We start from the raw sequence: 13,996 nt of genomic DNA, 5'->3' as shown, positions 1-13,996 counted from the left end.
ATGGTGCACAGCAGCTACGGCCGCCTTGAGCAGGCCGAACTCCCCGTCCCCTCGTTAAAGGACGACCAGGTCCTCATCCGCGTCCGGGCCGCCGGGGTCGACCCCGGGGTGTTCTACCGGATGACCGGCATCCCCTACATGATGCGGCTGTTCGGCTTCGGCCTCACCCGGCCGAAGCAGCCGATCGCCGGCGGCGACGTCGCCGGGGTCGTCGAGAAGATCGGCGAGAAGGTCACCCGGTGGAAGGTGGGCGACGAGGTCTTCGGGGCCGCCGTGGGCGGCTTCGCCGAGTTCGTCGCCGCCAAGGAGAGCCTGCTGGCGCGCAAACCGGCCGAGCTGAGCTGGGAGCAGGCCGCCGCGGTGCCCACGTCGGCCGTCACCGCGCTGCGCGGCGTCAGGGAGGCCGGCCCGGGTAAGAGGGCGCTGATCGTCGGCGCCGCCGGGGGAATCGGAACGTTCCTGATCCAGCTCCACGATGGCGAGGTCACCGCGGTGTGCAGCGGCGGCAAGGCCGCTCTCGTACGCCGGCTCGGCGCGGCCCACGTCGTCGACTACACCAAGGATGACCTCGGCACCGGCACCTACGACGTCGTCTACGACGTCTTCGGCAGCCGGAACGTCAACGTGCTGCGCAAACGGCTCACCCCGAACGGGAAGCTGATCATCCTCGGCGGCATGTCGAAGGGGAAGCTGACCGGCCTCGGCCGCCAGTTCCGCGCCATCGGGCTCAACCTGTTCGTGAAGCAGCAGCTCAAGGTCCTGATCGCCTTCCCCAGCCAGGCCGACTTCGAGGACCTGCGCGAACGCCTCGCGGCGGGCGCCCTGGTCCCCGTGCTCGACCGGACCTATCCGCTGTCGGAGGCGAAGCAGGCCATCGACCACGTGATGGCCGGCCGAGCGAGGGGGAAGAGCGTCGTCACGCCGTAAAAGTCGCCACCTCCCTGATCAGTTCGTGCACGCGGGAGGCCTGATGTTCCAGGCCCGACCCGACCTCTCCCAGCAGTTCCGCCGCGGCCCGCAGCAGTTCCTCGGCCCGCCGCTCCCGGCTCTCCGCCGCCGCCATCACCTTGGCGGGATCGACCGTCACCATCGCGGACAGCCGCTCGTTCTCCTGGTGCAGCCAGCGCAGGCTGCTCTCCACCTCGTTGAGGAACACGTCGACCTCGGCCAGGTCGTATCCCTCGCGTAGTCGTCCGGTCGTGAACACCTTCGTCCGCACGTCCTCCGGCGTCAGCACCATGTCGGGTTATCCCTTTCTCGCTACCGCGTCTACCAGATAGTCACGTTGGGGCAGGGTGAGGTCGCCCACGGTGGACGACTCCGGGATGCCGTGGGCGCTCAGATCGCGCCCGGTCAACCGGCCCCGGAGCAACCACCAGATCGAGGTGCGCCTGGTCAGCCGGTCGGTGCGGGCGAGGATCTCGGCCAGGCTCAGCCGTCCGGTGGTCAGCGCCCAGCGCAACTGGGAGCGGTCTTTGGGGGTGAACGCCGGGGTGGGTTCGGGGAGCGGCAGCGGGATCGCCACCGGCCGCCTGATCATGGCGGCCACCGGAGTGGCGGCCTCGCCGGCGGAGACGGGCATCCACTGGGCGACGGCCAGGGTGGCGGACAGGGCAACGGCGACACCCCCGGCGGCCAGCGCCGCCCGCCGGGGCAACCGTCCGGTCTCGCCGCCCGCCAGGCGGAAGCCGACGATGGCGGTGCGCAGCAGCACCCCGGCGATCGTGCCGAGCAGGATCGGCGTGGCCTGCGGCGGGATCGGGCTCATCTCGGCGACGAGGATGCCGGCGACCGGGCTCAGGCAGGCCAGCAACATCCAGAAGGCGATCTTCCGCCCGGCCAGGTCGAGCATCGCGGTCAGCGCCAGCCCCTCGCTGACCGAGTGGACGAGCAACGCCAGCAGCACCACGAGAGAGGCGCCCGACAACGTGAGACTGGCACCCTCGATCGCCCGGTGGATGGCCAGCGCGATGGCCGTGCCGGTGCCGCCGAACAGGGCGGCCGTGGCGACGGCCTTCACTCTGCGGTGCACCCCGGCCGCGTGCCGGGCGGCCTCCCTCGTGTGTTCGTGGGCGCAACCCTCACGCGTGAAATAGGTGATCACCGAGAACCCGATGACGATCGACAGGCCGAGCGCCCACAGGGGCACGTTCTGCTCGATCGCGTCGTCGACCGCGTCGGGCAGGACCTCGCCCAGCGCCGTGACGAGCATCAGCGCCGAGGCGATCGCCAGGCCGACGCTCACCTTGGTGGAACTCCGCCGGGCCAACCATGACCCGGCGAGTGTGGCCACCGCGATCAACACCGCTTCAAGCCATACGGACATGACCATTCAACACCTCTCCGCAGCACAAATGACCTGCGATGATTACGGAGAGTAGATAGCCATGTGACGCTAGGTTTACACATGTGATCACGTCTTCAAACGATCAGCCGCAGTGCGCCGGGCACACTGCGGCCGATCGCCGACTCAAGGGGAGGTTCACGGGTGAAGCTGGGTGCAGACCGCCTTGACCTCGGTGTAGGCCTCCAGGACCTCATGGCCCATCTCGCGTCCCCAGCCGCTCTGCTTGTAGCCGCCGAACGGCAGCGCGGCGTCGAACACGTTGTAGCAGTTGATCCAGACCGTGCCGGCGCGCAGGCGCTTGGCCAGCGCGTGGGCCTTGTTCACGTCGCGGGTCCAAATGCCGGCGCCGAGACCGTAGGCGGTGTCGTTGGCCTGGGCGGCGAGCTCGTCGAGCGAGGAGAACGGCGAGGCGACCACGACCGGCCCGAAGATCTCCTCACGCACGATCGCCATGTCGGGCGTGGTGTCGGTGATCACGGTCGGCTGCACGAAGTAACCCCTGTCGCCGTGGCGCTCGCCGCCGGCGACGGTCCGGGCGCCCTCGGCGCGGCCCGACTCCAGGTAGCCGGTGACGCGGCGGAACTGCTCGTCGGAGACGAGCGGGCCCATCTGGGTGTCGGGGTCGAGGCCCGAGCCGAGCTTGATGCCGCGGGCGATGTCGGCGACCCCGCCGACCACCTCGTCGAAGCGGCTCTCGTGGACGAACAACCGCGACCCGGCGACACAGCACTGACCGTGGTTGAAGAAGATCGCGTTGGCCGCGCCGGGGATGGCCAGGGCCGGGTCGACGTCGTCGAAGACGACGTTGGGGCTCTTGCCGCCGAGTTCGAGGCTGACCTTCTTCAGGTTGCCCGCGGCGGCCTGCACGATCAGCTTGCCGACCTCGGTCGAGCCGGTGAAGGCGACCTTGTCGACCCCGTCGTGGGCGGCCAGGGCGGCCCCGGCGGTCTCGCCGTAGCCGGGCAGCACGTTGACCACGCCCTCGGGCAGGCCCGCCTCGGCCATGATCTCGGCCAGCCGGAGAGCGGACAGCGGCGTCTGCTCGGCGGGCTTGAGGATGACCGTGTTGCCGGTGGTGAGCGCGGGCCCGAGCTTCCAGGCCGCCATGAGCAGCGGGAAGTTCCACGGGATGATCTGCGCCACCACGCCGATCGGCTCTCTGAGGGTGTACGCGTGGAACTCCGACCCCGGCATGTAGGGCACGGAGAGGCTGATCGTGTTGCCCTCGATCTTGGTGGCCCACCCGGCCATGTAGCGGAACAACTCGGCCGCGAGCGGGATGTCGGCGGCGCGGGCGACCGCGTAGGGCTTGCCGTTGTCGAGCGATTCGAGCTGGGCGAGCTCGTCGCCGTACTGCTCGATCAGGTCGCCGATACGCCAGATGACGCGGCCTCGCTCGGAGGCGGTCATCCGCGACCAGGGGCCTTCCTCGAAGGCGGCGCGGGCGGCGCGCACGGCCCGGTCGACGTCTTCCCTGTCGGCTTCGGCGATGGTGGCGAGCGTGTCGCCGGTGGCGGGGTCGGGTGTCGCGAAGGTGCGTCCGGAGGCGGCGTCGACCCACTGGCCGCCGATGAACAACTGACGTGGAGTCGAGATGAAGTCCTGAACGCTCTTTTCCAGGGTGACCGTCATCAGCGTCGGTTCCCTTCCTAATAGACGTAGTCACCATCTGACTACTCGGTAGTCGACTCCGCAAGTTTCAGGGCTGCCACGGCCGTCTCATATCGCCATGCCGCGACGGCCTGTTCCAGGCCTTGGGCGGATTCCCGCAGGCCGAGAAGGTGTGCCACGATGGGCCGCAATGTTTCGGCCTGGGCGTCGAGCAGGTTCCGGGGGTCCGCCCCGGCCCACTGGAGCAAAGCGAGTTTCACCAGGAATTCGGTTCGGATCTCCCTGATCCGGCTCACCGGCGTGGCCAGCCATTCGGCGGCGCGGGCTCGCCCGGCCGGGGTGACCCGGAACGGGCGGCGGGCCGGGCCCCGGCCGGGCTCGACACCGGTCTGCTCGGCCAGGCCGCGGGCCACCAGACCGTCGAGGGCGCGGTAGACGAGGGGCCGCGGGATGGGCATGACCCGGCCGACCGGCCCTTCGGGCGCGGTGAGGCGGGCGAGGGCGAAACCATGGGCGGGTTCGTGCGCGAGGAGGCAGAGGACCACCCACTCGGAGTTGTTCACAGGCGACAGCGTAGTCTCAATGTGACTATGAAGCCCCAGCCCAACGCGATCTGCATCGGTGGCCCGTGTCACGGGCTGCTGCTGACGATCACGCAGGAGATCGGGATCCTCGACGTCGAGGAGTCGCGTTACCGCGTGACGACCAGGCGCCTCCATCATCCCTCGTGCCGCGAACCGTTCGTCGTCCTGGCCTGGGCCGAGGATGCGGCCTGAGCGTCACCGGCACGTCGGCCGGTAGTCCAGCGAGGGGATGTGCCTGGCCCACTCCTCCCGGGTGAGGTCGCGGCCGATCTCCCGGCACAACGCCGTGGTCAGCGCCTCGGGGCGCAGCGACCACCGGACGATCCGCCCGTCCTCTCCCCCGGAGACGAGCTCACCGGCGGCGGTGAAGGCCAGGCCCCGGATGGGCGCGGTGTGGCCGGTCAGGCGGGTGATGACCGCGCCCGACGCCAGGTCCCACACGATCACCGTGTGGTCGTCGCCCGCCGAGGCGAGCGTCTTCCCGTCGCGGCCGAAGGCGAGGACCTGGACGGGGGCGGTGTGGCCGGTCAGGGCGGCGCCCTTCTCCCGGCCGGTCGTGCCGTCCCACAACCTGATGGTGTGGTCGGCGCCGGCCGTGGCGATGGTCGTCCCGTCGGGGCTGAAGGCCACGTCGAGGATCGAGCCCTGGTGGGTGCGCAGGCTGCGGACCTCGCTGTCGGCGGTGAGGTCCCAGACGAGCAGGTCACCGGCCGGGCCCGTGGTGGCCAGCAGGGGAGCCGCCGGGCTGAAGGCCAGCGCCGAGGCGAGCTGGCCCGGGAGCGGGGCCTCCTCCAGGTCGGCGACCCTCCAGCGGAAGCGGCCCAGGGCGGTGGCGGCGACGTATCGGCCGCCGGGCTGGAAGGCGACGTCGGTGGACGCGCCGAGGCCCGGATAGGTCGTGGTGGCGATCTTCCGCCGGCTCTTGAGATCCCAGAGGGTCAGGGTGTGGCTGCGGGTGACCGAGGCCAGCAGCCGGCCGTCGGGGCTGAAGGCGACGGCCCGCACGTGGTCGGGGTGGTCGGCCAGGGTGGCGATCGGGGCGCCGTCGGCGTCCCAGAGCCGGACCGTGGTGTCGCTGCTCGCGGAGGCGATCAGGCGGCCGTCGGGGGCGGCCTCGATGTCGTTGACCGCCGCGCTGTGGCCGGTGAACGGGGGGACCGGGTGTCGCCTGACCACGATCGTGCGGCCCAGCCCGGCCGAGGCCAGGAGGGTGCCGTCGGCGCTCATCGCCATGGAGAGGGCCTCGGTGCGGCTGCGGTCCTGGTAGGTGGCGACGGCCTCCTGCCGGGCCAGGTCCCAGACGGTGATCAGGCCGTCTTCGTCGGCGACGGCGATCCGGCCCTTGGCCGGGGCCGACATGTCCCAGGTGTAGGGCGAGCGTTTCGGGAGGCTCGCCAAGGGAGTGATCTCGGTGGGGCTGACCCGCCAGAGGCTCACCCCCGAGTGAGAGGAGCCGGTCGCGAGGGTGCCCGTCTCGGCGTCGAAGCCGAGGCGGTGGACGTTCTCGACGTCGAGCCTGCCCACCCGCTCCCCCGACGCGACGTCCCAGACGATCGGCCGGTCGGCGCCGCTGACCAGTACCTTTCCGTCGGGGCTGAAGGCCAGGGCGGCGATCTCGGCCTGGTGGCCCGTCAGGATCCGCGGCGTGTGCCCGACCACTTCCACGTCTGTGCCGTCGGCGAAGGCGAGCCGGTCGCCGTCGAAGGCGAGCGCGTCGGTCAGGTGGGCGCGTTCGAGGCGGCGGACCTCCGCGCCGGTCGTCAGGTCGCGCACCACGACCACTCCCGGCGAGGCCGCGAGGGCGGGGGAGCGCACGATGGAGGCGAGGAACCGCCCGTCGGGGCTGAACGCGACCGCCCGGCCGTGGCCGCCGCCGGGTTCGGCGTACCGGGCGATCCTCTCCTCGGTGCGCGGGTCCCACAGGGTGACCGAGCCGTCCTCCCCCGCGGCGGCCAGCCGGGAACCGTCGGGGCTGAAGGCGACCCCGAAGACCGCCGGGCCTTCGGCGTTGAGCTCGATCCGCCGCCGGCCCGCCGCCGCCACGCTCTCCAGGCCTCCCCTGGTCTCGGGGTCGGGATTCAGCCGGTACGCCGCCACCGCCAGCAGCCCCGCGAGGTCGGGATCGGTGGCCAGCAGCGACCGGGCCAGCAGCGAGACCTGGCGGGCGGTCGCCGTGAGCTGCTGGAACCCGGCCTCGGCGGCCTCGTCGAGCGCCACCACGCCACCCGTCACCGCGAGCAGGAAGAGCACCACCAGCGCGGCGAGCAGGCGGTGCAGCCTTCTGGTCCCGCGTCTCTCCTGATCGTGGCTGGCGGCCAGGAACGCCGTCTCGACGTCGTTGAGCTCCTGCGGGTGATCCCCCGCCCACGCGCGGGCGGCGAGGAGGCGTACGCCCCGGTAGAGGGTCCCCGGGTCGCGGCCGAGGTCGGCCCAGGTCTGGGCGGCGTCGGTGAGGCGGCGGTGCACGAACAGGCTCTCGCGGTCGTCGGTGAGCCAGCCGTGTAATCGGGGCCAGGCGCGGATCAGCGCCTCGTGGGCGACGTCCACGCTCCCTTCGGACAACACGACCAGCCGGGCGGCGGCCAGCCGGTCGAGCACCCCGGCGACCACCTCGGGCCCTGCCACCCCGGTCAGCTCCTCCCGGAGGATCGGCCGCCGGGTGTCCTCGGTGCCGTCGCCGAGAGCGGTCAGCCGCAGGAAGATGCGCCGGGCGGCGGCCTGTTCGGCGGGGGAGAGCTCGCCGAAGACCCGTTCGGCACTCTGCGCGATGGCCCCCCGCACCCCGCCCGCCGCCTGATATCCGGCCAGCGTGAGCCGGGCGCCCTCGCGGTTGCGCCAGGTCTCCATCAGGGCGTGCGAGACGAGGGGCAGGCTGCCGGGTTCCCCGGCCGCGTCGGCGACCAGCGTGGCCGGGAGGTCGGGGTCGACGGCCAGCCCGGCGAGCTCGGCCGGGCCGGTCACGATCTCGCGCAGCCCGGCGGCCGACGGCGGGCCGACGAGGAGCTGGGCCGTGCCGATCGCGTCGGCCAGCCCGGGGAACCGGGTCAGGTGGGCGAGGAAGTCGGCCCGCACCCCGAGCACCAAGCGCGCGTCGAGGTCGAGCAGGGCCGCCACGAACACGCGGCGCTCCTCCTCGTCGGCGCAGAGGGTGAAGACCTCCTCGAACTGGTCGACCACGACCAGCGGCTCGTCGCCGATCTTCTCCAGGCTCTCCATCGGGAAGGCTCCCGGCGTCATGATCAGCGCCTCCCCCGGCCAGCTCCCGAGCAGCCCGGCCCGCAGCAGCGACGACTTGCCGCTGCCCGACGCGCCGTAGACGCCCACGACCGGCCGGGTCTCGACGAGCTCGCGCAACCGGGCAGCCGGTTCCGACCGTCCGAAGAACCACTCCTGGTCTTCCGGCTGGAACGCGGTCAGTCCCCGGTACGGGCACACGTCCGACACCACCCGGCGGACCGCCGCCTGCGGCAGCAGATCGTCGTCGCCCCGGAGCATGGCCTCGTGGAGCCGCTGCAACGCCGGCCCCGGCTCGATGCCGAGCTGGCCGTCGAGGTGCTCGCGGGTCTCCCGGAACAGCTCCAGGGCCTCGGCCTGCCGCCCCGACCGGTAGAGGGCCAGCATGAGCTGCCCGCGCAGGCTCTCGCGGAACGGGTGCTCCCTGGCCAGCGCGGCCAGCTCGGCCGCGACCTCGGCGTGGTGGCCCAGCCCGAGCTCCGCCTCGGCCAGCCGCTCGGCCGCCACCAGCCGCGCCTCCTCCAGCCGCCGGGCCTCCTCGGCGATCGGCGGCGCGTCGAGGAACTCGGCGAACGCGGGCCCCCGCCACCGGGCCAGTGCCGCCTTCAGCCGGTCGCGGGCCTGTTCGAGCTCGCCCGCCCGCAACGCCTCGGCGCCCTCCCCGGCCAGCTCGTCGAACCTGACCGCGTCGAGCTCCGCCGGGAGGATCACGTAGCCGCCAGGCCGCGCGGCCACCAGGTCGGCGCCGAACGCGCGGCGCAACTGATGGACGTAGAGCTGGACGTTGCGCCGGGCCGAGGCCGGGGGCCGGTCGCCCCAGACGGCCGTGATGAGCCAGTCGATCGTGACCGGCCGGCCCGCCTGCGACAACAGCGCGGCCAGCAGCAGCAGATATTTCGGCGCACCGGTGACAGGCGTGGTCACACCGTCACGCGTCACCGAAAGCGGCCCAAGCACCCTGAATTCCACGCGACATGCATCCTTGTCGGGCCGATGATGATCTGTCAATCGCTACGTAAAGATGCCCGGCGAACCGCCTCTGACGTCGCAGAATGCGCCATATGACCAGCATCCTGCGGTGGATCGGAGAGCGGGACCCGGACCTGAACACGGTCCGCAAGGGCGCCCGCGCCGCGGTGATCATGCCATCCGCGTTCGCGTTCTCCGACCTCGTCGTCGGCAACCCGGTGATGTCGATGTACGCGTCGTTCGGCTCGTTCGCCCTGCTGCTCATGGTCGACTTCAGCGGCTCCACCCGCGACCGGCTGACCGCGCAGTTCTGGCTGGTGCTGGCCGGCACCGTGCTGATCTCCGTCGGCACCCTGGCCTCCCACACGGTGGTGACGGCCGTGCTGGCGACGGTGGCGGTGGCGTTCCTGATCCTGTTCTCCGGCGTGGTCAGTTCGGTGCTGGCCGGGGCGTCGACGGCGTTGCTGGTCTCCTTCGTGTTGCCGGTCACGATCCCGGCCCCGTTGTCGTCTCTGGACGACCGCCTCTACGGCTGGTGGCTGGTCGGGGCGGCGTCGATGGCGGCGATCGTGCTGCTGTGGCCCGCGCCGACCCGCGACCCGCTGCGGCCCAAGATCGCCCGCGCGCTCGCGCTGCTGGCCGAACGCATCAAGCTTGAGGTCGCGTGCCTCTCCGGCGGGCTCCCGCTGAGCCGCAACCCGCCGCTGCGTGCCCTCGCCGACGAGGCCGACGAGGCGGTTCACGACATGAAGTCCACCTTCTGGGACACGCCCTACCGCCCGGCCGGCCTCACCACGACGGGCCGGGCCGAGGTGCGGCTGGCCGGTCAGGTGGTCTGGCTGCACTCCGTGCTGGAACGCGAGCCGTTCGATAGCGGGCCCGGCCCGATCGACCCGGCGGTCTGCGCGGTCGAGACCGCCGCCGCCGAGGTGCTCGTCCGGGCCGCCGAACTGCTGGACTCCTCAGGCCGAGGCGACCGCCTCGACGACGAGACCCGGCGCCTCATGGAGGCCCGGCAGGTCATGGAACACGAGGTCACCGGCGCCCGGGTGACCGGCGGCGCGACCGCGTTCGTGGCCTCGCTCGAACCCTCGTTCCGGGCCCAGGAGATCAGCTTCGCGATCTCCGCCATCACGCAGAACGTCGAGATCGCCCTGGCCGCCGAGGCCCGGTCGTGGCGCGACCGGTTCCTCGGCCGGCAACCCGCCGGGTTCCCCACCCGCCTGTCGTCGGCCCGCGCCCGCGTCTCCGCGCACGCCGAACGCCACTCGGTGTGGCTGCGCAACAGCATCAGGGGCGCCGTCGCGCTCAGCATCTCGGTGCTGGTCGCGACCGTGATCGGGGTGGAGCACTCGTTCTGGGTGGTGCTCGGCACGCTGGTCGTGCTGCGCTCGAACGCGGTGACGACCGGGCAGAGCGCCCTGCGCGCCCTGGCCGGGACGGCCATCGGGTTCGCCATCGGCGCCTTCGTCCTGTGGGCCGTCCACGGCCACACCGTCTTCCTGTGGATCCTGTTGCCGATCACGATCCTGATCGCCGGGCTCGCGCCGACCGTGATCTCCTTCATGGCCGGTCAGGCGGGGTTCACCGTGCTCCTGCTGATCCTGTTCGAGATCGTCGCGCCCACCGGCTGGCGGACCGGCCTGATCCGCTTGGAGGACATCGCGGTCGGCTGCTCCGTGAGCCTGCTCGCCGGGGCCCTGTTCTGGCCGCGCGGCGCCCGGGCGGCCCTGGGCCAGTCGCTGGACGAGGCGTTCACCGACAGCGCGCGTTACTTCCGCGGCGCCGTCGCGTTCGGCGTGACCCGCTGCGACGTCGCGGCGGCGTCGTCCCATCCGGCCGAAACCCGAGGGCAGGCGCTGGCGGCGATGCAGCGGCTCGACGACGCCTTCCGCGGCTACCTGGCCGAACGCGGCACCAAACACATGCCGTTGTCGGAGGCGTCGTCGCTGGTCGCGAGTGTGACCGTGCTCCAGTACAGCGCGGAGGCCATCGTCGACCTGTGGAGCCGCGACGACGGCCACGTCGACCGCGACCGCAGCGCGGCCCAGATGGAGATCGTCACGGCGGCCGACCCGGTGGCGACCTGGTTCGAACGGGCCGGCCAGGCCCTCGGCCGCGAGGCGCCCGTCCCCGAACGGCTGCCCTACGACCAGGCCGCCGAGGCCCGCCTGATCGCCGCGGTGAGCCGTGACCTCAGCGACGACGACGGCAGGGCGACGGCGACCGGGGTGCGGATCGTGTGGACCGCCCACCACGTCGACGCCGCCCGCCGACTGGCCGACGGGGTCGCCGACGTGGTGGAGCGGATCCGTTAGACCGGGCGGCCGACGTTCTCCGGGAACCGGCCCTGCCAGTTGCCCGGCGGGGTGTAGCGGGCGACGACGTACTTCGAGGCCCTCGGGAAGATCGTGTTGGCCGGGCACGACCCGACCGCGACGGCCAGGCCCGTCGACGACTTCCAGACCACCTGGGTGAAGTGACCGGTCGCGGCCGAGAAGCCGGGCTTGGTGTAGTCGTAGTACCTGGCCTCGTCCATCCAGGCCTTCACCGCGTCCCGGACGATCGTCGCGTCGTCGGCCACCTTGGTGGAGGCGTAGAGGTTCTCGCCGTACTGGCCGGCCGGGTTGGAGTGCTGGAACCGGCAGGTGTTCGCCCAGGTCTGGGTGGCGGGCAGCAGGCTCGCGTTCCAGACCAGCGGGCGAGCGCCGTACTGAGCGCGGGCCGTGTTGTGGCTGCTCAGGGCGGCGTCGATGACGGTCTCGGCGCTGGCCGGGGCGGGGACGGCGGCCAGGGCCGCCGCGACCACGAGGTATTTGATCATGGGATCAAGTCGTAGCCGCGGCGCATCCGGCGATCAATCATCAGGAGGCGGCCTTGACCGCACCCTGGTAGCGGGCCACCACGAACTTGGTCGGCGCGGCGAAGATCGTGCCCGCCGGGCAGTCGGCGATGGCGATCCCCATCCGCCCGGTCTTCGCCCCGACGGCCTGCGTGTAGTGGCTGACGTCCTGGGCGTAGCGGTGCTTTCGCACGTCGAACTTGGCGGCCTCGTTCGCCCACGACACGACGGCGTCGCGCAGGACGGTCGCGTCGTCGGCCTGGCTGGTGGTGACGTAGAGGTTCTCGCCATAGCGGTCGTCGTGGTCGGACGGCGCGAACGAGCAGGTGCGGGCGTGCCACTTGGCCTCCTCGCGGAGGGTGGCGTCCCATTCGACCGGGCCGATGCCGTAGAAGGCGCGGGCCTGGTTGTGGAAAGCGAGCGCGTGCCCGGGGATCGGGTCGGCCGAAGCCGGGAGGGCCGGGGCGAGGGCGGCGAGGGTCGCGATGACGAGGTATCTGATCACGGTTCAGAGTGGTCGTTGTGACTCTCGGTGATCAACCTAGACAACGTCAAAGTCCGCCATCATGGCCATGTCCTCGTGTTCGAGATTGTGACAATGCATCATGTATCGCCCTCGGTAACCGTCGAACCGCACGGCCACCTCGACGGTCTCGTAGGGCCGCACGTCGACCGTGTCCTTCCAGCCCTGCTCCTCGCGGCCGAGCACCTTGAAACGCCCCAGGTGCACGTGGACGGGATGGTGGAAGTCGCTGGCGAACCGCCAGATCTCGGTGGTGCCCAGGCGGGGCGCCGCGACGGACCGTCCGGGCAGGTAGGGGTTGCCGTTGATCGTCCAGGCGCCGTCGTCGACGCGGAAGTCGAAGGTCCGGCGGGCGACGGGGTCGTCCACAGGCTGTGGATTCGTGAGCCTGGCCGGCACCCGGCTGTCGTCCCGGGCCTTACGGGTCACCGTGAAGCGCATGACGTCGCCGCCGAGCAGGTCGGTGAGCGTGACGTGGGAGCCCACGGGATAGTCGGCGAAGTCGACGATCACGTCATAACGCTCACCCGGGGCGATGGTGATCGTGTCGCGGGTCAGCGGCCGCTCCAGGAGCCCCTGGTCGCTGCCGATCTGGGTGAACGAACCACCGGGCCGCAGGGCCAGCCGGTAGCGGCGGGCGTTCGAGGCGTTCAGCAGCCGGAGCCGATATCTGACCGCCTCCACTTCCCGGTACGGCCACGGCACCCCGTTGACCAGCACGACGTCGCCGACGACGCCCTCCATGAACTCCGGCCGCACTCCGTGGCGGAGCAGGAGCGTGGGGTCGAGCGCCGGATAACCGAACGACCCGTCGGCCTCGAACGACCGGTCGCAGATCATCAGCGGCAACTCCCGGTCGCCCGCCGGCAGCCCGAGCTTCTCCTCCTCGTCGTCCCTGATCAGGAAGAACCCGGCCAGACCCTTGTAGACCTGCGGCCCGGTGAAGTCCATCCGGTGATCGTGATACCAGAGTGTGGCGGCCGGCTGGTCGAGCGGGTAGACGTAGTCCTTGGTCCGGTCGTGCAGGGTGTAGCCGCCGTGCGCGTGCTGGGGCCTGACCGAGCCGACGACCAGGTCGGTCGGATAACCGTCGGAGTCGGCCGGAGTGACGCCGCCGTGCAGATGGGTCGAGGTGGGCACGGTCAGCTCGTTGCGAATGGTCACCACGGCCGCCTCGCCCCGTCTGAGGTCGAAGGTCGGGCCGGGCCAGGTGCCGTCGTAGCCCCAGATCTCGGTGGTGGTCCCGGGGATGATCTCCATGCGGGCGGGGCGCTGGGTGACGACGTACCGGCCGGGGCTCGTGGGCTGCGCCGTCTTCGGCAGCACCAGGGGCCGGGCGAACTTCGGGGGCAGCGGAAGCCCGCTGGCCAGCCGTTCGCCGGAGACCTCCACCCCGCAGCCGGCCACCAGCAGCAGGCCGAGGAAGCCGCGCCGCGAGATCATCGTGTCACCCGCCAGAGCAGCAGCGTCATGACCGCCGACGCGCCGAAGATCGACATCCCGAGCGGGAAGTGCACGGCCAGATCTCGCGACATGCCCACCCAGATCTGCAGCGACTCGGCCACGATCAGCGCGCCCGTCGCCCAGACCGGCCACCCCACACGAGCTCGCCGCCAGAACAGGAAGGCCACGGCGAATTGCACGAGCAGCAACGAATAGGTGATCCCGGCGTTGCTCTCATGCCAGCTCAGCAGGTCGGCGTCGCCGGTCACGAACAGCCCGGCGAGCAGCGCCTGGCCGAGCACCCCGGCCAGGTGCAGCGCCGAGGTCAACCGGATGGTCCATCTCATGGTCGCCATAATGGACCACCCAAAAATCGGTAATCGTCACACCCCGGCATTACTTGCGACGTACATCGCTGGATGTACGTCCTCATCCCGGTTCTG

12 protein-coding genes are annotated in these 13,996 nt (G+C 71.4%); 3 read left to right on the top strand and 9 right to left on the bottom strand.

Annotated elements, in window-relative coordinates; translation table 11 throughout:
* Entirely contained in the window at nucleotides 1-927 is a 927-nt protein-coding gene (locus AW273_RS08785; RefSeq protein WP_232327245.1) for an NAD(P)-dependent alcohol dehydrogenase, read from the top strand.
* Here the strand turns inward: AW273_RS08785 and AW273_RS08780 are convergent.
* From AW273_RS08780 to AW273_RS08765, 4 genes are all read right to left on the bottom strand, one after another.
* Nucleotides 917-1,240, bottom strand: a complete 324-nt coding sequence (locus tag AW273_RS08780) for a DivIVA domain-containing protein (protein WP_062347034.1) — start codon at nucleotides 1,238-1,240, stop codon at nucleotides 917-919. The two genes, AW273_RS08785 and AW273_RS08780, sit on opposite strands and share 11 nt — an antisense overlap.
* A gap of 6 nt (nucleotides 1,241-1,246) precedes the next feature.
* The gene (locus AW273_RS08775) at nucleotides 1,247-2,326 is read right to left on the bottom strand and encodes a ZIP family metal transporter (protein WP_157555648.1); all 1,080 of its coding nucleotides are present in this window, start codon (nucleotides 2,324-2,326) and stop codon (nucleotides 1,247-1,249) included.
* Nucleotides 2,327-2,482: 156 nt separating this feature from the next.
* On the bottom strand, nucleotides 2,483-3,979 hold the full coding sequence (locus tag AW273_RS08770) for an aldehyde dehydrogenase family protein (RefSeq protein WP_062347030.1): 1,497 nt from the start codon (nucleotides 3,977-3,979) through the stop codon (nucleotides 2,483-2,485).
* Between the two features lie 41 nt (nucleotides 3,980-4,020).
* Nucleotides 4,021-4,521 (bottom strand): PadR family transcriptional regulator, encoded by a 501-nt coding sequence (locus AW273_RS08765; protein WP_062347028.1) that lies wholly within the window; start codon nucleotides 4,519-4,521, stop codon nucleotides 4,021-4,023.
* A gap of 27 nt (nucleotides 4,522-4,548) precedes the next feature.
* Between AW273_RS08765 and AW273_RS37810 the strand changes: the two genes are divergently transcribed.
* Nucleotides 4,549-4,734 carry a hypothetical protein gene (locus AW273_RS37810; RefSeq protein WP_062347026.1) on the top strand — a complete coding sequence of 62 codons (186 nt, stop codon included), beginning with the start codon at nucleotides 4,549-4,551 and terminating at the stop codon, nucleotides 4,732-4,734.
* A gap of 3 nt (nucleotides 4,735-4,737) precedes the next feature.
* Here AW273_RS37810 and AW273_RS08755 read toward each other — a convergent pair whose 3' ends face one another.
* Nucleotides 4,738-8,700 (bottom strand): nSTAND1 domain-containing NTPase, encoded by a 3,963-nt coding sequence (locus AW273_RS08755; protein WP_062347024.1) that lies wholly within the window; start codon nucleotides 8,698-8,700, stop codon nucleotides 4,738-4,740.
* A gap of 137 nt (nucleotides 8,701-8,837) precedes the next feature.
* Here AW273_RS08755 and AW273_RS08750 point away from each other — a divergent pair, with 137 nt between their 5' ends.
* Nucleotides 8,838-11,063: an FUSC family protein gene (locus AW273_RS08750; RefSeq protein WP_062347022.1), complete on the top strand. Its 2,226-nt coding sequence runs from the start codon at nucleotides 8,838-8,840 to the stop codon at nucleotides 11,061-11,063.
* Here AW273_RS08750 and AW273_RS08745 read toward each other — a convergent pair.
* From AW273_RS08745 to AW273_RS08730, 4 genes are read right to left on the bottom strand one after another with little or no spacing between them, the layout of a single operon-like run.
* Nucleotides 11,060-11,569: a CAP family protein gene (locus tag AW273_RS08745; RefSeq protein WP_062347020.1), complete on the bottom strand. Its 510-nt coding sequence runs from the start codon at nucleotides 11,567-11,569 to the stop codon at nucleotides 11,060-11,062. The two genes, AW273_RS08750 and AW273_RS08745, sit on opposite strands and share 4 nt — an antisense overlap.
* A 40-nt stretch (nucleotides 11,570-11,609) precedes the next feature.
* Nucleotides 11,610-12,092: a CAP domain-containing protein gene (locus AW273_RS08740; RefSeq protein WP_062347018.1), complete on the bottom strand. Its 483-nt coding sequence runs from the start codon at nucleotides 12,090-12,092 to the stop codon at nucleotides 11,610-11,612.
* Between the two features lie 36 nt (nucleotides 12,093-12,128).
* Nucleotides 12,129-13,553: a multicopper oxidase family protein gene (locus AW273_RS08735; RefSeq protein WP_062347016.1), complete on the bottom strand. Its 1,425-nt coding sequence runs from the start codon at nucleotides 13,551-13,553 to the stop codon at nucleotides 12,129-12,131.
* Nucleotides 13,550-13,900 carry a hypothetical protein gene (locus tag AW273_RS08730; RefSeq protein WP_232327206.1) on the bottom strand — a complete coding sequence of 117 codons (351 nt, stop codon included), beginning with the start codon at nucleotides 13,898-13,900 and terminating at the stop codon, nucleotides 13,550-13,552. The genes AW273_RS08735 and AW273_RS08730 overlap by 4 nt, the downstream gene beginning before the upstream one ends.
* Nucleotides 13,901-13,996 lie beyond the last annotated feature (96 nt).

It is taken from the genome of Herbidospora yilanensis (assembly GCF_001570565.1).
In the GTDB taxonomy this organism is placed as follows: Bacteria; Actinomycetota; Actinomycetes; order Streptosporangiales; family Streptosporangiaceae; genus Herbidospora; species Herbidospora yilanensis.
Note: the sequence above shows the minus strand (reverse complement) of the source record. Positions and strands in the feature narration are given on the sequence as shown.

Excerpts from the sequence above, each read along its gene's own strand:
- AW273_RS08730 (WP_232327206.1), bottom strand. The coding sequence starts at position 13,900 with ATGAGATGGACCATCCGGTTGACCTCGGCGCTGCACCTGGCCGGGGTG.
- AW273_RS08785 (WP_232327245.1), top strand. The coding sequence starts at position 1 with ATGGTGCACAGCAGCTACGGCCGCCTTGAGCAGGCCGAACTCCCCGTC.
- AW273_RS08735 (WP_062347016.1), bottom strand. The coding sequence starts at position 13,553 with ATGATCTCGCGGCGCGGCTTCCTCGGCCTGCTGCTGGTGGCCGGCTGC.
- AW273_RS08780 (WP_062347034.1), bottom strand. The coding sequence starts at position 1,240 with ATGGTGCTGACGCCGGAGGACGTGCGGACGAAGGTGTTCACGACCGGA.
- AW273_RS08775 (WP_157555648.1), bottom strand. The coding sequence starts at position 2,326 with ATGTCCGTATGGCTTGAAGCGGTGTTGATCGCGGTGGCCACACTCGCC.
- AW273_RS37810 (WP_062347026.1), top strand. The coding sequence starts at position 4,549 with ATGAAGCCCCAGCCCAACGCGATCTGCATCGGTGGCCCGTGTCACGGG.
- AW273_RS08770 (WP_062347030.1), bottom strand. The coding sequence starts at position 3,979 with ATGACGGTCACCCTGGAAAAGAGCGTTCAGGACTTCATCTCGACTCCA.
- AW273_RS08750 (WP_062347022.1), top strand. The coding sequence starts at position 8,838 with ATGACCAGCATCCTGCGGTGGATCGGAGAGCGGGACCCGGACCTGAAC.
- AW273_RS08745 (WP_062347020.1), bottom strand. The coding sequence starts at position 11,569 with ATGATCAAATACCTCGTGGTCGCGGCGGCCCTGGCCGCCGTCCCCGCC.